The sequence below is a fragment of the Alkaliphilus peptidifermentans DSM 18978 genome (assembly GCF_900101495.1).
GTDB classification, from domain to species: Bacteria; Bacillota; Clostridia; order Peptostreptococcales; family Natronincolaceae; genus Alkaliphilus_C; species Alkaliphilus_C peptidifermentans.
In genome coordinates this window covers 37240-57650 of sequence record NZ_FMUS01000017.1, presented here as the reverse complement: position 1 = coordinate 57650, position 20411 = coordinate 37240, and the positions used below count along the sequence as shown (strand labels likewise).

The following is a 20411-nucleotide window of genomic DNA, read 5'->3' as shown; positions in this document are numbered from 1 at the left end:
TAAGACTCCTTTTAACATTATATTTTTTTTATATTTCTACTATAAAAATTTTTCTCCTGCATATTTTATACCAATAGCACCCAGTGGAGCTGTGATGATTATTGATAAAACGGCCAAGGCTAAAATCAACTCTCCTTGAGGTACGCCTGCCGCCATTGGAATTGCACCAATTGCTGCCTGTACTGTTGCTTTTGGTGTATATGCCATTATGCAAAAAAGCTTCTCTTTAAGGTTTAAATTTGTACCAACCAATGATAGGAACACACCAATACTTCTAGCCGTTAGACCTAGTAAAATGATTATTAATCCAATCATTCCTGCATCAAATGCAACATATATATTTACCTGTGCCCCAACCAGAACGAAGAGTAATAACTCAGCGAATACCCAAATCTTATTATATTTACTGGCGAGACCCTCTGCCAGCTTAGGCTTTCTTTCTAATAATATAAACCCTATTGTCATTACCCCTAAAAGACTTGCTATTGGTAAAATGGGTTGTAATACATCTTCGAGGGTAGTCATAATTATTGCCGCCCCTATTAGCATAAGTGCTTTTTTTGTATGTCGAATTGAGTATTTATTAAAAAGATGCAAAAACAGTGTAGCTGTTATTATACCTAGAATAATGCCAGTGGCTATTGATATAGGTATTTTAAGTAGCTGTATTGAGAAGCTGACTCCTTCATTTCCATACATACCTAAAAAAGCTGAAAAAATTGTTATAGCCACCACATCATCAACTGATACTCCAGCTAACATTATGGTTGGAATTGCTTTTTCCTTTCCTTTGCCCTCTTCAATAAATTTAAGCATTTGTGGCACTACTACTGCTGGCGATACAGCCGCTATAATAAAGCCTAGAATACCAGCCTCAATGATGGTAAAGCCCAATACCATATGACTGAAAATAATAATTGTTACACCTTCAAATACTCCAGGTATAAAGCATAGCCGAAAAGCTGCCCTGCCCACCTTGTTCAATTCATCCCTCTTTATACCTAATCCTGCCCTAAGTAAAATTACAATTAAAGCTATTTTCCTAAGATCAGCAGAAATATTCATTAGGCTATCATCTATATAATTTAATCCATAGGGTCCTATTAAGACACCCAATAAAAGCATTCCAAGTAGCCCTGGAAGCTTGATTTTAGTAAATAACTTATTTGCCAATAGGCCAAGTAATATTATTGCTGCCAAGCTAAATGCCATTTTATCACTCCTCATATTTAATTATGCCCCTGCGCTATAGAAAAAACAAAAAACCCCTACAAAACAAATGCTTTGTAGGAGTCATTAACTGTTTGACAGTAGTTGAAGGCGAACTCCATCACCTATAAATTTAGTACATATACCATTGTAATGGAAATAATTATATTTTTCAATAGCCTTATCTGATTTTTCTATAGCTTAGCTAATAATTCTTCATTGAAATGAAATGTATATACCTTATCAATTTTTTGTTTTACCTCCCAATGGCATTTCAGACCCTTTGGAAAAATCACCAGCATGTTTTCTTTTATATGTACCTTTTCTTCATCTGTAGTAACGACTACTTCACCCTCATATATATATGCAGTTTCTTCTTCTGGGTACTCCCAATCAAATGAGCTGACATCGCATTGCCATCTGTTCCAGCTTTCTATACCTAATTCTTTAGCATCCTTTTGTTTTATTTTAATTACTTTAATTTTACTCATTAATACAACACCTCAAATAAAGATTTTTTTAAATTATACCATGAAACCTACTATAATAGATACATAATGCAAAATGATTATATTTTCTAAAAACTATTGACAAAATCATCCTTTTATCATATTAATATATATATAGAACATAACATTCGATATATATAGAAGGAGGTATCCTATGAAGCCATATTATGAGAATATTTATCTTGAGACATCTCCTGTGTTTGATCTACTGGCTGCAATGCTAAGGATACAATGCCACGAAGAATTAACTCCCGAAAATCATGAATATCATAAGTATATGCCTGATGAATTAGAGCAATGGGTTCATGAAACCAGAAAATCTATGTCAGCGGATATGAAAAGAGATCTGGAAATCTTCTTTAATTATGAGAGTTATTTAGCCATGATACTGGTTTCCTATAGCTGGGAAAAAAACATATATAAAAGTATTGATTCCTTTATTCAACTTTTGGAGTCTACACCATCACTAGATTTAGTTAGATCTTTTTTTGCTACTGGCTATGGTGAAAGCCTCCGTATGAAGGAAATTATTTGGTCTCTTAATAGTCCTGATGCGGTTATGGACTTCATTAAAGGTAGAAATCTACCTGAAGCTGAGAAATGGAAGCTATTCTTTATGTATCATGATGCTGATAACACAAAAGGACGTCTAATTAATCTGATTAGAAGCTTTTATGAAGAGTATTTTATTAAACAAATGGATTTTATTTCAAAGCTTCATGAAGAAAGTATAGAGCAGATGAAAGTAATACTTACAAATGATATCGAGACTAAAATTAATTCTTTTTGTGATATAGATTTTAGTCAGTTTAAAGACTTAAAGCAAATAGTTTTAATTCCATCGTATTATTACTTAACTGCTGGCTTATTTTCATACTATGCAGAAATTGAAGCCTTAATATTTCTTTATGGCACCAGGAGACCCGATATTAAGTTTAAGGAACCTATAGACGATGCAAAACTTATTGATTCAATAAAGGCATTATCTGATGAAAATCGTATAAAAATAATTCGTATACTTAATACCACTCCAAGCTATGGTTATGAATTGGGACAAAAACTAAATCTATCCAATTCCACTGTGGCCCATCATGTTTCTGTGCTTTTATCCTTAGGTATTATCACATCTAAACGCATTGAAAACAAAGTCTATTATGAGGTGAATAAAGAAAGTATTAAATATATACTGGATAGAGCAGGTGAATTTTTAACATGATGTTATTTTTTTAAAGAAACATTCGATATTAATAGAATGTATAATGCTAAATATATAGGAGGTATAAAAATGAGTTTCAAAATTCCATCAGTATTTAAAAATTATAATTTTATGCTTTTATGGATTGGTCAAAGCGTGTCAAAGCTTGGCGACCGATTCTATGCAATTGCAATGATGTGGTATATCTATCAGTTAACAGGCTCTCCCCTTGCATTAGGAATAAGTGTTCTTTGCAATACACTACCTACTATTATATTTTCCCCTATAGCTGGTGTTCTTTCTGATAGAATCGACAAGAAAAAAATTATAGTACTTTCTGATTTACTTAATGGTTTATCTATGGTATTTTTAGCTTATTTATTGTTATCAGGTAACCAATCTCTTAATATAATATACCTATTTATTGTAATAGTCGCTTCCATTACTGCCTTCTTTAGCCCTGCAATAACTGCAAGTATACCTCTTATTGTTGATGATAGGGATTTACCTAAAGCAAATTCATTATCTCAGCTCAGTAGTCAAATCACTAATATTATAGGCCCTGCCCTAGCAGGTGTAATGATTGCATTTGCAGATATGTGGCTTTTAGTTTTGATAAATGGTATCTCTTACCTTCTATCAGCTTTTTCTGAATGCTTTATTAAAGTTCCTAAGATAGTTTCAAAAACAAATAATGAAGGCTTTATGGCTAACTTTAAAGAGGGTCTACAGTGCACCCTATCAAATAAAGGTCTACTATTACTAGTCTTTGCAGGAATTTTTATTAATTTCTTTTTAGCTCCCTTAAACGTGTATATAACAATTATTACCTCTGAAATACTTACAGTTGGTTCAACAGGGCTAGGCATTATTTTTTCTTTAGTTTCTATAGGTGCTTTAATTGGTACTTTTGCAGTATTAGCTAATATTTTTAAGGACATATTCAAAATGACAATTTTCGGTATATCTGTACAGGGTCTAACTTTAATAGCCTTGGGCTTATTTACTAATAATTACTTTGCTCTGCTTATTGTTGCTGCTGTAATGGGCTTTGGGGTAAGTATAGCAACCATCGGAATAGGAACATTATATCAAAAGATGATTCCTAAGGAGAAGCTTGGTAGAGTAATCAGCTTAATTGGTATGCTTCTAAGCATAACTGTACCATTGGGTACAATGTTTGGCACATTTATTCTAACTCTCTTACCTATTCCAACAACTCTATTATTTTCTGGACTATTAGTTTCACTAGTTGCCATTATTGTATCACCAGGAATTCTTAGGTTTAATGCAAAGCCTACAGAAATTGAAACAGTTTGAGATCCTAAATTTTAAATAGCAAAATAGTAAAACAGCACTTTTGATTTTGAAGAAAGTGCTGTTTAATATTCCTTACTGTATTTTTACATTGTATTCTCTCATCCAAATATCGACTTGAATTAAGTATGCCATTAACTGTGGTGCTGTCATTAATTGGCCAAACCAGGGTCTACCAAATGCTTTTCCATCAGATTCTATTATTTCTTTCACTTTATTTCCATCAATAAGCTGCAAAAGAGGAGAATTCGTATCTTTAATGATTTTACTTAGCCTGCTCTGTACTACCTTTAAATAGGAAGGATTATGGGTTTTAGGATAGGGACTCTTTTTCCTATTTATTATCTCAGGAGGTAGTATATCTTGAAGAGCTTCTCTCAATATTCCCTTCTCTCTATTATTATGGTATTTCATATTCCAGGGTATATTCCATACATACTCAACCAACCAATGATCAGCAAAGGGAACTCTTACTTCTAGTCCGTTTGCCATACTCATTCTGTCTTTTCTATTTAATAGAGTTACCATAAACCATTTGAGATTTAAGTAGAATATCTCTCGAATTCGTTCTTCTTCTAAAGTCTCTCCTTCAAGCTTGGGAACATCTCTTAAGGTCTTTTGGTACTGATGATGGACATAGTCTTCTATAGGGAGATTCACATATTCTTTTGATAGTATACCTTTTCTTTCTTTTATTGCCTGTGACCATGGAAATGTATTTGCATTAATAAATTCTTCCCTAGTAAACCAAGGATACCCACCGAATATTTCATCTGCACATTCCCCCGATAAAGCTACTGTAGAGCTTTTTTTAACTTCCTTGCAAAACAAGTATAAGGATGAGTCTACATCAGCCATTCCTGGTAAGTCAGTGGCCTTAACAGCTTCATATAATCCATCGGCCAGCTGCGGAGTATCGATGGTTATAGAATGGTGGTTAGAGTCTATAAACTGGCTCATTTGTTTTATATAGCTTATATCTGAATCGGGTTGAAATATACTGGGCTTAAAATAGTGATCGTTATCTAAGTAGTCTACAGAATAGGTGTTAAGTTTTCCCCTCCCTTTCCCTTCAAAGGACTTGGCAGCAATTGCAGATATACAGCTGGAATCCAAGCCTCCCGATAGAAAGGTGCAGACAGGAACATCAGATATTAGCTGTCTTTCAACTGCATCCACCAATAGCTCCTTTACTCTATTTACAGAGGTATCAAAATCATCGGTATGTGGCTTACTTCCTAATTGCCAATATTGCTTTAGTTTAATTCCGTCGTCATTATATATTAAAAAATAGGCAGGTGGTACTTCAAATATGTCTTTAAACACACCACTTCCAAGTGCTCTTGCTGGCCCCAAACCAAACAATTCCATTATACTGTCCTTTGTAATTATTGGTTCTACTACTGGATTAGCTAATATTGCCTTTATTTCTGATGCCAGAAATAAATTATTATTTATCTGGGAGTAAAATAGCGGCTTAACCCCTAAACGATCTCTAGCCATAAATAGCTCTTTTTTATATTCATTCCAAATGCCAAAGGCAAAAATTCCATTTAGCTTCTTAACACAATCAAATCCCCACTCTATATAAGACATTAATAAAACCTCAGTATCGGAGTAGGACTTAAAATGATACCCCTTGTCTAGCAATTCTCGTCTTATTACCTCTGTATTATATAGCTCTCCATTATATACAATACTATAGCTTCTATCCTCCACCTTACGTATCATGGGTTGCCCCCCACCTTCTGGGTCAACAACTATTAGTCGCCTATGTCCTAACAAGCAATTTTTACTTTTATAGATATTAAAAGCATCGGGTCCTCTTTTTGATAATGTATTTGTCATGGTTTCGATAACCTTAACTTTATCAGTCAAGTCCTCCTTTAAATTAATCCATCCAGCTATACCACACATATTCTCATCTCCTTTTAAACAATAGCTTTTTCCCATATATTTAGCATATGTAAAAATACTATTGTTGATATTTGTCTCTAAAATTTAATATTATTCTTATTGTAATCAAATTAGTACAAAAACTGACTAATGTATAATATGGCATAATTTAGTCAAAACTCTACAGCATATATGAAAATATACAGTTTTTCACTGAAAGTAGTCGAACACTAATTTGTATAATAAGAAGGAAACAATTAACATTTATAGAATGTTTAAAATAGTAGCATGTTTTTTCCGAATATTATGTCAATTATTTCTTAATGAAATGGTGGGAATAATTATGTCAGTTGCTATGAAGTCTAAGTCAAATAGTTCATACAATCAACAAGCTATAAAAAGCTTAGAAGCAGCTTTGAAGGAGAAGGAACTTTTGTTGAATGAAATACTTACTCAGGACCGGATGAAAACAGAGTTTTTATCAAATATTTCCCATGACCTTAGAACGCCATTAAATGTTATATATTCTACTCTCCAGCTTTTCAATCTATTTCTTAATGACTCATTATCTGAGGATAAAAAACAGACCAGCCATAAATATATACATATAATGAAGCAAAATTGCTATAGGCTCTTAAGGCTTATTAACAATTTTATTGATATATCGAAAATAGATTCTGGCTTTCTAAAATTAGATTTGCGTAATTTTGATATAGTTAGTTTGGTTGAAGATATTACTATGTCTGTTGCTGAATATATTGAGAATAAATCAATACATCTTCACTTTGATAGCTCTATAAAGGAACAGATTATAGCCTGTGACCCTGATAAAATAGAACGTATTATGCTTAATTTATTGTCAAATTCATTAAAGTTTACTCCTAAAAATGGTACTATACATGTTAAGGTTAGGGGTAATTATGAATCAGTTACTATATCGGTGATAGATACAGGAATTGGTATTCCGTCAAAAGAATTAAATACAATTTTTGAACGCTTTAAGCAGGTTGATAAGGGTCTAACAAAGGATCATCAAGGAAGTGGAATTGGATTATCTTTAGTGAAATCCCTTGTTGAGCTTCATGGTGGAAATATTTTAATTAATAGTGAATATGGAAAAGGAAGCGAGTTTATTATCACCCTTCCAATAAAAACTTTGGATGATGATTTCAAAATTGCAGAGGAGGTATTTGAGGCTTCATCTGAAGGAAGAATCGAAAGAATAAACATTGAGTTTTCAGACATATATACTAAGCTATAGGATAGACTTTTTGCATAAATAATAGGAATCTGTTTGATAAGAATCTTTTTGATTCTTTTTTTTATGTTGTGAAAATAAAACTAGTTTTCAAACAAATATATTATGATATAATAAATTCGTTAGACAATCGAAAAAAACTATAAAAAGGTGATGATCATGATAAGACGATTTATAAAATACTACAGACCCCATCTGCCACTTTTTTGTTTAGACTTTGGATGTGCATTCCTTATGGCAATACTAGATCTTATTTTCCCACAGGTGGCCCGTTGGACCATTAATGATGTTATTCCTGATAAAAACCTTAACCTAATTATTATAATTGGTGTTGGAATGCTATTAATGTATATAGTACGTTACATACTTAATTATATAGTTGATTACTGGGGGCATGTTTTAGGAGCACGAATGGAGCATGATATGCGTAAAGACCTTTTTGCCCATTTGCAAAAGCTCTCTTTTAACTATTTTGACAACACAAAAACAGGCCATATTATGTCTAGATTAGTTAATGATCTTAACGAAATATCAGAGCTTGCCCATCATGGACCGGAGGACCTTTTTATTGCAACGGTAACTTTAGTTGGTTCCTTCATCATAATGCTGACAGTAAACTGGCAGCTTACCCTCATTGTATTTGCTATGGTTCCGGTTATGATATGCTTTGCTATTTTGAAAAATAAGCGTATGCAGCTTGCCTTTAAGGATATGCGCCTAAAGATAGCTGATATTAATGCACAGGTAGAGGATAGTATTTCTGGAGTTCGTGTGGTAAAATCCTTTACAAATGAATGGTATGAACAGGAGAAATTTTCTGTTGGAAACGATAATTTTAGACTTTCAAGAGAAAATGCCTTTAAGGTTATGGCTCAGTTTTTCTCTGGCATAAATTTCTTTTCTAATGCTATAAATTTGTTAGTATTAATAGCAGGTGGCTTATTTATTTACTATGATCGCTTATCCGTTGGTGATTTAGTTGGCTTTCTGCTTTACGTTTCTATGTTCCTTCAACCAATCAGACGAATAACTGCTTTGGTGGAAAATTATCAAAGAGGTATGGCAGGCTTTAATCGTTTCCTAGAAACATTGGATATAGACCCAGATATCATTGATAATAAGGATGCAATTGCTGTTGGTCGATTAAAGGGAAATGTAGTGTTGGACAATGTTACCTTTAGCTATAACAATAGAGGTACTGTATTGGAAAATATTAATCTTAATATACGAACCGGTGAAACTGTGGCCTTTGTGGGCCCTTCTGGAGCTGGTAAAACCACACTTTGCAGTCTTATACCACGATTTTATGAAATTGATAAGGGTGCTATTTTAATCGATGGTATCGACATTCGTAAAATGACACAACGCTCATTAAGAGAGAATATTGGAATAGTACAACAGGATGTCTTCCTTTTTTCAGGTACTGTTAGGGATAATATCAGCTATGGCAGGATTGGTGCAAGTGCTGAAGAAATTATTGAGGCCAGTAAGATGGCCAACGCCCACCAGTTTATTATGTCTTTAGAAAAGGGCTACGACACTTACATTGGTGAACGTGGAGTAAAGCTTTCTGGGGGACAAAAACAGAGATTATCTATAGCACGGATTTTTCTTAAAAATCCACCAATTTTAATTCTCGATGAAGCAACCTCTGCCCTTGATAATGAAACAGAAAAGGTAATACAGGAATCATTTGAAAAATTGGCAGAAAGCCGTACAACACTTGTAATAGCCCACCGTATGGCAACCATTCGAAATGCTGATAGAATAATGGTTTTAACTGAAGAGGGTATTGTTGAAGAGGGAGATCACGATTCCTTAATTAGTGAATCTGGGGTATATTCCAAGTTATATAAAGCACAATTTAATGAAATGGCAACATAAAAATTACTTAAAAATCCAGTATCCCTAAGTATCTATTCTATACTAACGGTTTACTGGATTTTGCTTTTTATATCTAATTCTTTTTTGCTATGCCATTTTCAATAATGTAAATCATCTTATCTGACAAATTTATCATATCATTATAATCATTAGTCTGCATTTCTTTTATGAAGTATTCTCCTATTGACATACTTAAAGTAGTTAATATATAGGAAACAAATTCTACATCAATTTCAGGGTCAATTTCACCTGCAGCAATTCCTTTAGCTAAAATACTACCTAGGAAAGCATTGCTTTTTTGCGTAGATTCCCCCAGCATTTCCTCTTTAAAATTTGCATCGTTATTTTTCACAAAGTTGTTCCCTATTATCGCAAGCTTTGGGTTCTCCTTTGCAAAAATAACACCTCCACTATATAGCTCCCTCAAAATTTGAAAGGTATCCATAGTAGTAACGCTACTTACTAAATGTGTAAGGTAAGAGAATTTCTTTTCACCAGCAGTTAATAAAATATATTTATATAGGTCTTTTTTATCTTCAAAGTATTGATAAAAACTCCCTTTAGCTATCTCCGCTTTTTTTACAATTCTTGATATGCTGGCCTTATGATAGTCATGCTCTGAAAACTCATCTATTGCTATTTCTATAATTCTATCTTTTTTCTCCTCTGGCAGGTTAAAGAAAGTGTTTTTTGGCATAATTTATCACCTATTCTTGTTATTTGTATTAATAAAAATAATATGACCGCTTAGTCATATTATACAATTATTTAATAATTATCTCAATGTTTTTTTTATTTGAAAGTACATATTAGATATCTTCTACTATTATATTTCCTAATGTAGCATCTATTATAGCTATTAAATCTTTGGGTGATAAGAGTATTTGCAACCCCCGTTGCCCTGCGCTCATCATAATAGTGGAAAATTCAACACAGCTTTCATGAATGTAGGTTGGATAATTCTTCTTCATACCTATTGGAGAAACTCCTCCTCGAATATACCCTGTTATGGTTTGAATCTCCTTCATAGATATCATTTCTACCTTTTTATTTCCACTAAGCTTAGCTAATAACTTTAAATTTAGCTCTGCTCCACCAGGTAAACATGCAATTATAATACCGGTTTTATCTCCTCTTAAAACTAAGGTTTTAAAAACTTGTTCTAATGGTATTTGAAGCTTTCCTGCTACATTTTCAGCACTTAAATCATTCTCATCCACCTCGTACTGAAGGAGCTTATAAGATATTTTTAGTTTGTCAAGAATACGTCCAGCGTTGGTTTTTTTCATCTTTTTATCCCCCATTTATCAATACTAGTATTCTTTATTAATTATTTAATAATTTTTTCTGTTTTGAAGTCAAATTTGTTTCTAGTCTTCACAATAAAGTATAGGGCAATACACCACATTTTTTATTTATATAATTCTATTTATCTTCACAATTACCTTCATATCCTGAGAAATTATTATATTTTAAAACCGATGCTTATAAAGAGCATCGGTAAAGTTACTAAAATAGAACATGCTGTTTTGTTTACACTTTTATTATATCTTCAATGGTTGAAGTGATTGATCCTTTATTTTTGATTGTTGCCTGCTTAGTACAATTACAAACCATGTAGTTAATATAATTCCCTTAAAAACGCTGGACATACTAATGCTCCACCACACACCATCTAATCCTAGACTATCTATAGATGATAGGATTATGGCGGCAGGAATCCGTAGGAAGTTAAACACTATGCCTACAATTGATGGTGGAATAGTTTTTCCTAGGCCATTGAAGCCCCCTGATGTCGTAATTTCAAGACACATAAACAGCTGTGAGTATGCCAAAATCCTTAAATAAACAATTCCTAGCCTTAAGGCCTCTTCCTCCGACAAAAACAGTGCAAATATTTGCTTGCCTCCAAATATAAAGAGAACAGTTGCAAAGATACCAACTACACTTACTAATAAGATGGCACTAAAATAGCCTTTATATATTCTATCCATTTTCTTAGCACCAAAATTTTGCCCGGTAAAGGCACTTAAGGCTGTAGCAAATCCACTTGCTGTCATCCATGAGATAGCTTCAATTTGGCTACCCACCCGCTGAACAGCAACTGGTGTTGGTCCCCATTGAGCAACAATCTTAGCAATAAACATAGCAAAAATGGTAAATAGTCCATTCTGAAGTGCTACCGGAAGTCCAAGGGTCATTATCTCTTTTATTTTCACCCTATCAATTGACTTAAACAGATTAAGATTCGAAAATAGCACCCTATTATTCTTTATAAAATATATAAATAAGCTACAAACCACCAATTGAGAAAATACAGTAGCTAATGCAGCACCCTTCACTCCCAAAGCTGGTAATGGGCCTACACCAAATATTAGTAAAGGATCTAAAATCATGTTAGTTATTAATCCAACTGTATTAATTGCAAAGGGAATTTTACTATTTCCATAACCATTAAAGATGGCTGTGAAAATTGGATTCATAAAGCTAAAAATCATTCCACATGCAATGATTATTAGATATGACTTAGCTTTATCTATTACATCTTGATTTCCCAAATTAAAGAAATCAATTAGGGGATTTCTTAATAATATTAAAACACTACCGTAGATTAATGCTAAAACCACATTTATTTGTATAGCACTTTTAACATATTTCTTTACAGATTCAATATCCTCTCTACCGACAGATTGAGCTACACCCACCTCTGCGCCTATTTTTGATATAAATATAAGAGCCATTGCAAACCAAGTGAAAAATCCTGCTGTGCCAACAGCTGCCACAGAAAGACTGCCCAGACGTCCTACCCACATCATGTCAGTAAGATTGTAGGCCATTTGAACAAAGGATGTTCCCATAATGGGAAGAGCCAGCTTAATTAATGCCTTTGATATACTTCCTTCTGTTAAACTACTTCTGACCATCTAATACCCCTCATTTCAAATTTATTATCACCGTTACTATTATACTTTTTTAGTGGGTATAAACACAAGAGTCTTTAAAAAAATGAGTCAGTAAAAAACTGACTCATAGCTAAAGGTTTACTTCAAATAAATTTTTAATCCATCTAGCAATATCGTTATAAACTTCTTCTTTATTTATTTCATTCAAAATTTCATGTCTGCTATTTTCATAGAATTTATAGCTTATATTTTCCATACCTAATTTCCTGTAGCTATTGTAAACCTCCATTACACCCTTTGTATTTCCGCCTACTGGATCATTATCTCCCGAAATAATAAGCATTGACAGTTTCTTAGGTGTTTTTTGCATGTTTCCTTTTTTATTAATCTCTTTAATACCCTTAAGTAAATCATAATAAAATCCAGCAGTGGCTATTTCACCGCAATACTTATCCTTTATATACTTATCCACCTGTTTTTCATCTCTGGTTAACCAATCGTATCCTGTCCTATTAGGCTTAAAGGCTTTATTAAAGCTTCCAAAGAGAAGCTTATCCATTACTTTACTTCTATTTCTCTTTCCTAATCTATTAACCTCTAGTTTTGCAAGTAATACAGCAATATCACCTAATATTCCCTGACTCCCTCCTGTACCACAAAGAATCACTGCAGAAACGTCAGTACCATAGGCTTGAATGTATCCTCTTGTTAGAAATGACCCCATACTGTGTCCAAAAAGTATAACAGGTATGTTAGGATTTTCCTCTTTTATAATAGTAGTAAGCTGATTCATATCTGCAATTACCTTGCTCCAGCCCTCATCTTCTGCGAAATATCCTAGATTTTCTATGTTTCCTGCTGTTTCCCCATGGCCTCTATGATCATTTGCATATACATCACATCCTTCTCTATTAAGAAATTTAGCAAAGCTGTCATATCTCTCTTTATGCTCTGCCATCCCATGGGCAATCTGAACTATTGCCTTTGGTTGTTTATTCTCAACAAGCCACTTTTTAGCAAAAATTCTATGTCCATCTTTGGAGTCTAACGAAAAGTTTTTGACCATCATTTTTATCCCCCTAAATTAATATATTACCTATTATTTTTTTTCTTATATAATACCATTAATATTAATAAATAAAAATTATATAAGTACATCAAAATAGAATTCCATAAAAAAATCGCTAAATTCATGTGAATTTAACGTTATTATTCATTTTAATTATTAGTTAAATCAGTAATTTTTCTAGGCATGCTTTTTTTAAAGATATTTTGTTGAATGCTTTTTCAAATACTCATTTGTAACTCCTATTTCATTACTATTAAGCCTTGAAGGATGAAGACTAGCGGCTGACAGTCCCTTAAATACATATTTTGATATAATACCAGTTAGTGTACCGGTAATAATTGCTGAAACCAATAGTATCGGCATATAAAATATTACTCCTTTGGTTTGTACAACCATACTAGCAACCATTAGCTGACCTACATTATGAAAGGCAGCACCAATTACACTGACACCGACAATCCCCACATTTTCAAGTCGCTTAATCAACACCATCATACTCAAGCTTAACAAACCACCTGCAAAGCTGTATAACATTCCATTCACTCCAGCAAAAAGTAGGCCACTCATCAATACCTTAATTAGCATAAGGCCAAAGGCGTTTTTGACATTCATAAGGTATAGAGCATACAACAAAACAGTGTTGGCAAGTCCTAATTTGACTCCTGGTAATCCAGATGCAATTGGAATAAATCTTTCAAAATAGCCTAACACCAGTGCAACTGCAATTAATAATCCAAATCTCGCTATCAACTTTGTATTCATTCATCCCTTCCTTTCACCAATTCAATGGAGACATGGTTGGGCAGGCAAATAATCCATCCACCCATAATTCGTGTACTTATATTCTCCAATGTAATTTCTCCCTGGTGTAAGCAGTCCTTGTTTTCACAATTGGAATCATGCATCAAAACACCATTGGCATCAATTTTGATTTCATTATACTTACCATCAATGTTAATAATTACAGTCTGGGGTTCACTGAGTAATACCTTTTTATATTCATTTTCACCTACGTTAATATTAACGTAGCTATCAGCACTATCGTTTTGTCCCACTACTCTTACCGTAACAAGTGCCACTATTGCTACAAAAAGTAATACCATAATAATTTGTATATCTCTTTTCTTCATTTCTTATTACCTCCTAGAGGTATCTATAATAGTGTTTGCATATTTTCCTTGCTTCTTCTATTAATTCACTTAATCCATTATTGAAAATATTTAAATACCAAATGGTTACAATGTATTGATCATTGAAACCATTTGGTATTAGCTTTAAAAGTGTACTTATTTTAAATAAAACTTTGTTTATTATTTTTTAGCTGCAGCACTTTCTCCAGCAATTCTACCATATACAGTTATATCAGCTAAGGCATTTCCACCTAAACGATTGCTTCCATGAATTCCGCCTGTAATTTCTCCTGCTGCATATAAGCCTGGTATTACTTCACCATTTTTATTTAGTACCTGAGCATTTGTATTGATCTCTATTCCACCCATAGTATGGTGCACTGTTGGAACCCGTGGTCCTGCATAGAATGGCGGTGTATCGATCTTAGTGTCAAACAATGTTCTACCAAATTCATCTGGTCCACCTGTTGCTACTGCTTTATTAAACTCTTCAACTGCTTTTACAAGATTATCTGGATTAACGTTAATCTTTTCCGCTAACTCTTCAAGTGTATCACCTTTAAAAGCTCGACCCTGAGCAATTAACTCTTCTATTGTTTCATTAAAGTTGTTTTTAGTTTCAGGTGTTGGATAATTTTTTTTGTCAAGTACTACCCATAAATAGGCGTCCTCTTGCTCTAGTAATGCTTTTGTCATAACATCTCTACGGGCACCTTCGTCTACAAATCGATTACCCGATTTATTTACAAAAATTCTGTTTTCAACACCTTGCTCAATATTTCCACTAAGACTTCCTGTATTAGGATCTCCCAATGGCAGTAATTGAAGGTTTTCTAATCCAATAAGATTTGCTCCAACAGTTTCAGCCATTGCTAGACCATCACCTGTTGCCCCTGGATGATTGGTTGTTTTAACATTTGCAAGAGATGGCCAGCTTTGATTATATTGTTCTATCATATCAGTATTAGCGCCAAAACCACCTGTAGCTAAAACAACACCGTTGTTGGCATGTACTATTACATCTCCCTTAAGACCCTTTCCTTTAACACCTGCTACTCTACCATCTACTACTATAAGCTCTAATGCCTCAGTATCAAGTAGTACTTCTATATCATTATTAGCATTGATGTAATCTTGGTAAGTATTAATAAATCCTGTTCCTAATGGTGTTGATGGTTTATGAGCTCTTGGCCATAATCCGCCTAGCACAGTAAAGACTTCATCATTAAACTTCATACCTAAGCTTTCAAGCCATTCAATAGCTGGATATGCATTTTCAACAAGTGTTCTTATCAATTCTGGGTTTCCAAGCTTATCTCCGCCTTCATAGGTTTGAGTAAAATGCTTGTCGATTGAGTCCTCTATTCCTTGAGCTACCTGCCTTGGAGAACTGGCTGCATTGAAGGCTCCACCAGAAAGGATTGTGTTTCCTCCGAGTCTTGGCATTTTTTCAAGTACTATAACCTTTGCTCCATTTTGATGAGCAGATACTGCTGCTGCAAGACCCGCACCGCCGCCACCGATAACAACTACATCTGTTTTATACTCAGTGGTTTCACCTGCAACTGCATCACTGTCCTTTTTTACACTTAATGCAGCTATATCTGCTCCGGCTAACTTAAGGGCTTCAGTTACAGCAACAATAATAGCATCACTTGTAATTGTTGCACCAGTTATTGCGTCTATAGCTAAGGTTTGATTGTCCACAATTGCCTGTGGTATTCTTTCTATTGCAGCATCTGTAATACTAGGACTTTCATTATGACTTACTATCTTAACCTCTTTAATTTCATATTCATCTACAGTAACTTCAACTGTTATATCGCCGTTGTGTCCAGCGGCAGATGCCGTATATGTACCAGCTTTAAATAAAGCTTCACCTGATGATTCTTCAGATTTTGATTGGCAGCCGATTATTGATATCGCCAGTATAATACATAACAATACAGAAAAAGTTTTTTTAAATTTTAACATTTTTCATCCTCCCCTTATCATTATCATCTTTGAATTCTTCTTACACCCTCATTTACATTAATAATTGTAAATGAAATTAGTATGATTCACTGTGATGCTTCAGTAAATAGACTCTCTAAACCTAAGTTATTGTCTATTATAGATATAATAAAGCTTTTTCATAGAATGTATTCACTGAATGTATTCATTATATTAAATTGTTAATTAATAGTCAATGCATTTTGTTAATTTTTTTTCAATGCATTATCAAATGAAGTCATTCTATAATTTACTTCGTTGAACATATTTGTTATAATCTATTGAGTAAATAAAATATGGGAGAACTACTATGTCTGAAAAAAACTTACAAATAGACAAATTCAAGCCCTCAATACCCAGGATAAAATATATCGTATTGCTGTTGAATTAATAGAAAAGAAGGGTTTTCAAAATATTACCGTAGACGAAATATGTAAGGTAGCAGGTGTATCGGTGGGGTCTTTTTACAACTGTTTTAAATCAAAGAATGAGATATTAGATTGGATTTTCAAGCTGGCTGATGATTACTTTGTGAATGATGTGGCGGGTAAAATCAAAGAAGGCAACACACAAGGAAGAGTCATTCGTTTTTTTGAATACTATGCTGATTATAATAAAGAACGAGGTATTGATTTTGTAAAACAGTTATATACCGTTAAGAATAATCTTTTTGCAACAAAAGGAAGACCTATGCAAAATGTTTTACAAGCTATTATTGAAGATGGGCAAAGTAAGGGAGATATATCTACCGATATAACCCCAGAGGAAACTGTAAGATTTCTTTTTATAGCCGTTAGAGGTGTTGTTTATGACTGGTGTTTACACGACGGTAAATATGACCTTACTGAAGCTGTAAATAATTATGTGAAGCGTTTAGTTAAAATCTTATAAAACAGGGGCTTGCCAAATTTCTCTGGCAAGCCCCTGTTTTATTATTTTCAACCTCTTAAAATAGTATTTTCATCAAGGGTGTTACTAGCACAAGGGTTATAATTATCCTCTCCATTAGAATTAAAAATATATCCTTAATACTTATATTAATATCTGTACTAATGATGCAAGGAATAGATCCAGAAAAGAATAGAATGGAGGATATAGAAACAACACCAGTAACGAATCTTGCTGCTATAGGTGCTTCGATGCTGGACATAATAATTGCCGGCGTTAATACCTCAGCCCCTACAGTAGATATTGCCTTAGCTACCATCCATGGCTCTGGAATATTTAAAATATAAATAATAGGATAAAAAATATAGCCTATAATATCAAAAAAGAAGGTCATCTTTACTAAGTAAAATGATATTACTCCAATAGATAAAATTAATGGGAGAAACCGTAATGTCATATAAATGCCTTCTTTAAGATTACTAATTATGCTTCTCCAGGTAGATTTATTATTTTCTATTTCTTTTAGAGCCGCATTAAGGGCACTATTTAGTATCTTTTCCTTCGGTTCTGCCTCAATTATTCCATAATCGTTAATATACTCACTCTTTATAGCACTGAGTGGTTTTAGTCTTGCTGTAATGGCTGAAACTATAAATGTTATTATAAGAGTAGTCCAAAAAAAGGTATTCCATATTGACATTAACCCAAGTCTCTTAGCTATAATAACCATGAAGGTTGCTGAAACAGTTGAAAAGCTTGTAACAATGATGGCAGCTTCCCTTCTTGTATATTTACCTTCTTTAAAGAGGTTATTGGTCATTAAAATTCCAACTGAAAAACTACCCACAAAAGATGCTACAACATTTACAGCAGCTGTCCCTGGCACCTTCCATATAGGCTGCATCACTGGTTTCAATATAACTCCTAAAAATCCAAGCAATCCATATCCAGTAATAAAAGTTAAAAATAGTGAACCTAATGGAACCATTATGGCTACAGGTATTACAATTGTGTTAAATAATAAAGGTAACATATCTTCTCGCATCAACCATTCAGGTCCCAAGTTAAAAAATGCCATCATACCAAGGAGTATACCCAACGCCTTTAGTCCCGACATTATAACTGAGTTTATATCTTTATTCCAGTTTTTCTCATAAAAAGGAACTAACCCTCCAAGTATAATCATACCTAAGGCAAAGCTTGACCCTAACCTTGGCATGGCTATTGTAATGGCGGTAACTAGATGATCTAGCATAATAGTTTTTGTTCCACTAATTGTAAATGGAATAAAATATACAAAAATGCCAATAAAACTAAATATTATAAATTTAATTATATTTGATTTATTATGTATTTTATTATACTGAGACATTGTTTTATCAGTATTCATATAAACCGCTCTCTCTCTTCTCTGTTTAATTATAAAGGTTAGTAAACCGATTGCAATTATAACTATACTAGATTGATAATTTTTAAACTATACATAATTATAACATCTGGTATAATAGTTTTCCATAATAGTATACTATATTTTGCGACACATCCTCTGAGTTCTTTAGGAAAGTTCATATCGAACCCTCCTATGCACAAAAAAAGAATTCTTGTTTTGGCTTAAGAATTCTCTTATTACTGATATCGACTTAATGATTATATATTTTGCGTTAATTACTTATAACTAGCATCCGCGCCTGCACCGCTTCTAGCGGGTAGTTTTGTGTCCCCTAGCTTACTAAAGCTAAAACGTTTATTTTGGCTTACCTTTATTTCGTGCGCCCTTTTTGAGGGGCCTGGGTTTATTTTTCACACTAACCTCCGTAAATCAGTAATTATAAAGGAATTCTATCAAAAAATACTCATTTAAGATAAATTTTTCAGGAAATATTATTCTCTAAATATCTCAACAAGCATATTAATTAACTTTTCAGACTGACTTCCGTCACTATCATATAGGGGGAAAAATTCAGTAAACTCTATCCCTACGGTTCTAGAATCAGCAAGAATCTCTCTGAGAAGTTTCGTCGTTTCTAAAATAGAAAGCCCTATTTTGCTTGGAGAATAAACTGCATGCAATTCTTCCTTGGAAATCACATCTATATCCAAATGAACCAATATTTTTCTATTTTGTGGGATTTCTTTAAGAACCTTTTGTATAACTTGCCTTAATCCTTTTTCCCTAAGTTCAGATAAACTGTGCTTCTTTACATCGTTATTAATTTCTGATTCATGCTGATAACCCACAATCGTTATATTGTTTCCACTAAATCCCTTCAAGCTATTAAAAAAATCATTTTCTTCTAAAAGAAACCACAATCCCGCCCCAGCTGCACCTATGCACCTATCTGCAGAAGGCCTGTAAGAGTCTATATGTGCATCAATTACGATTAGATGAATATCCTCTGCGTATCTTCTATATAAGCTATGCATAGTACCAGTAACAATACTACAATCTCCGCCAAATATTAATAGTATTTCTTCTTCATTAAACCAGTCTTTAGATTGATTATATATCTCTTCCCACACTACACGAGGGCTAGGCCAGTTTCTAATAGGAGGTACATTGTGTCTAGGTATATAACTAGGAATGCTAACATCGCCAATATCCAATACTTTGACTCCTCGTTTTTCTAATTCTTCAATTAACCCTGCCTCTCTAAGAGTTTTAGGAGTCATTTCAGTTCCAGTATATAATCCTCCCGAGTTCATGGGTATTCCGGCTAATTTTATATTCTTCATTTTACATTTCCTCCCGTTGGCTTTCTAAGTAAAATATTCTAGTTTTTAACGACTTGATACCTAAATTCTACGCCAACATTAAAATTCTTTATTTATATGCATTTACGAAGAATATAAGCACCTTTTTCTATATTATAACATTGTATCTCCCCCCCTTTCTCAACATGTTTATTGTGAAGATACCTCTTTTTTCAGAAGAGTAAAACTGTTTTGGGGAGATCTTTCTCTATTATATCAAAAATGCCATTTGCTTTTGCATTTTCTAGCAGAAGGAAAAGTCCAGCATTTGAGGTTAAATTTTTGCGCTGAAATCAATTTAGTTAATCATAATCCATCCCCTACGCAACGTTTTTATTGCTACATTCTTACCCAATAGGCAAGACAAAAAACATGTAAAGTTGGATTTTTTGCTGCTGTTTACATTCACC

At 33.4% G+C, this 20411-nt stretch carries 17 protein-coding genes and 1 riboswitch; of the genes, 5 read left to right on the top strand and 12 right to left on the bottom strand.

Going from position 1 to position 20411, the window contains the following annotated elements:
• Positions 1-39: 39 nt before the first annotated feature.
• Together BLP68_RS12665 and BLP68_RS12660 are read right to left on the bottom strand one after the other, a co-directional pair.
• Positions 40-1212 carry a cation:proton antiporter domain-containing protein gene (locus tag BLP68_RS12665; protein WP_091544180.1) on the bottom strand — a complete coding sequence of 391 codons (1173 nt, stop codon included), beginning with the start codon at positions 1210-1212 and terminating at the stop codon, positions 40-42.
• Between the two features lie 68 nt (positions 1213-1280).
• A riboswitch (Fluoride riboswitch) is annotated at positions 1281-1344 on the bottom strand.
• A gap of 59 nt (positions 1345-1403) precedes the next feature.
• Entirely contained in the window at positions 1404-1700 is a 297-nt protein-coding gene (locus BLP68_RS12660; protein WP_091544178.1) for a cupin domain-containing protein, read from the bottom strand.
• A gap of 172 nt (positions 1701-1872) precedes the next feature.
• Between BLP68_RS12660 and BLP68_RS12655 the strand changes: the two genes are divergently transcribed.
• Both BLP68_RS12655 and BLP68_RS12650 read left to right on the top strand, forming a co-directional pair.
• Positions 1873-2934, top strand: coding sequence for an ArsR/SmtB family transcription factor (locus tag BLP68_RS12655; RefSeq protein WP_091544175.1), 1062 nt, complete (start codon positions 1873-1875; stop codon positions 2932-2934).
• Positions 2935-3003: 69 nt separating this feature from the next.
• Entirely contained in the window at positions 3004-4233 is a 1230-nt protein-coding gene (locus BLP68_RS12650; RefSeq protein ID WP_176759019.1) for an MFS transporter, read from the top strand.
• A gap of 72 nt (positions 4234-4305) precedes the next feature.
• Here BLP68_RS12650 and asnB read toward each other — a convergent pair whose 3' ends face one another.
• On the bottom strand, positions 4306-6147 hold the full coding sequence (gene asnB / locus BLP68_RS12645) for an asparagine synthase (glutamine-hydrolyzing) (protein ID WP_091544171.1): 1842 nt from the start codon (positions 6145-6147) through the stop codon (positions 4306-4308).
• A 322-nt stretch (positions 6148-6469) separates the two neighbouring features.
• Here asnB and BLP68_RS12640 point away from each other — a divergent pair, with 322 nt between their 5' ends.
• Positions 6470-7387: a sensor histidine kinase gene (locus tag BLP68_RS12640; protein ID WP_242876984.1), complete on the top strand. Its 918-nt coding sequence runs from the start codon at positions 6470-6472 to the stop codon at positions 7385-7387.
• Positions 7388-7537: 150 nt separating this feature from the next.
• Positions 7538-9268, top strand: coding sequence for an ABC transporter ATP-binding protein (locus BLP68_RS12635; RefSeq protein WP_330389160.1), 1731 nt, complete (start codon positions 7538-7540; stop codon positions 9266-9268).
• Between the two features lie 73 nt (positions 9269-9341).
• Here BLP68_RS12635 and BLP68_RS12630 read toward each other — a convergent pair whose 3' ends face one another.
• From BLP68_RS12630 to BLP68_RS12600, 7 genes are all read right to left on the bottom strand, one after another.
• Entirely contained in the window at positions 9342-9965 is a 624-nt protein-coding gene (locus BLP68_RS12630; RefSeq protein WP_091544166.1) for a TetR/AcrR family transcriptional regulator, read from the bottom strand.
• Between the two features lie 112 nt (positions 9966-10077).
• The gene (ybaK, locus tag BLP68_RS12625) at positions 10078-10557 is read right to left on the bottom strand and encodes a Cys-tRNA(Pro) deacylase (protein WP_091544163.1); all 480 of its coding nucleotides are present in this window, start codon (positions 10555-10557) and stop codon (positions 10078-10080) included.
• A gap of 255 nt (positions 10558-10812) precedes the next feature.
• Positions 10813-12192 (bottom strand): MATE family efflux transporter, encoded by a 1380-nt coding sequence (locus BLP68_RS12620; protein WP_091544160.1) that lies wholly within the window; start codon positions 12190-12192, stop codon positions 10813-10815.
• Positions 12193-12301: 109 nt separating this feature from the next.
• Positions 12302-13240: an alpha/beta hydrolase gene (locus BLP68_RS12615; protein ID WP_091544158.1), complete on the bottom strand. Its 939-nt coding sequence runs from the start codon at positions 13238-13240 to the stop codon at positions 12302-12304.
• A 192-nt stretch (positions 13241-13432) separates the two neighbouring features.
• The gene (locus tag BLP68_RS12610) at positions 13433-14002 is read right to left on the bottom strand and encodes a Gx transporter family protein (protein WP_091544155.1); all 570 of its coding nucleotides are present in this window, start codon (positions 14000-14002) and stop codon (positions 13433-13435) included.
• Positions 13999-14370, bottom strand: a complete 372-nt coding sequence (locus BLP68_RS12605) for a NusG domain II-containing protein (RefSeq protein ID WP_091544153.1) — start codon at positions 14368-14370, stop codon at positions 13999-14001. The genes BLP68_RS12610 and BLP68_RS12605 overlap by 4 nt, the downstream gene beginning before the upstream one ends.
• Positions 14371-14550: 180 nt before the next feature.
• Positions 14551-16344: a flavocytochrome c gene (locus tag BLP68_RS12600; protein ID WP_091544150.1), complete on the bottom strand. Its 1794-nt coding sequence runs from the start codon at positions 16342-16344 to the stop codon at positions 14551-14553.
• Positions 16345-16701: 357 nt separating this feature from the next.
• Between BLP68_RS12600 and BLP68_RS12595 the strand changes: the two genes are divergently transcribed.
• Positions 16702-17253 (top strand): TetR/AcrR family transcriptional regulator, encoded by a 552-nt coding sequence (locus BLP68_RS12595; protein WP_091544146.1) that lies wholly within the window; start codon positions 16702-16704, stop codon positions 17251-17253.
• 55 nt (positions 17254-17308) lie between these two features.
• On the opposite strand, the gene BLP68_RS12590 is transcribed toward BLP68_RS12595, so the two are convergent.
• On the bottom strand, positions 17309-18640 hold the full coding sequence (locus tag BLP68_RS12590; RefSeq protein ID WP_091544143.1) for a YjiH family protein: 1332 nt from the start codon (positions 18638-18640) through the stop codon (positions 17309-17311).
• 491 nt (positions 18641-19131) lie between these two features.
• Positions 19132-19983: an arginase family protein gene (locus BLP68_RS12585; RefSeq protein WP_091544140.1), complete on the bottom strand. Its 852-nt coding sequence runs from the start codon at positions 19981-19983 to the stop codon at positions 19132-19134.
• Positions 19984-20411 lie beyond the last annotated feature (428 nt).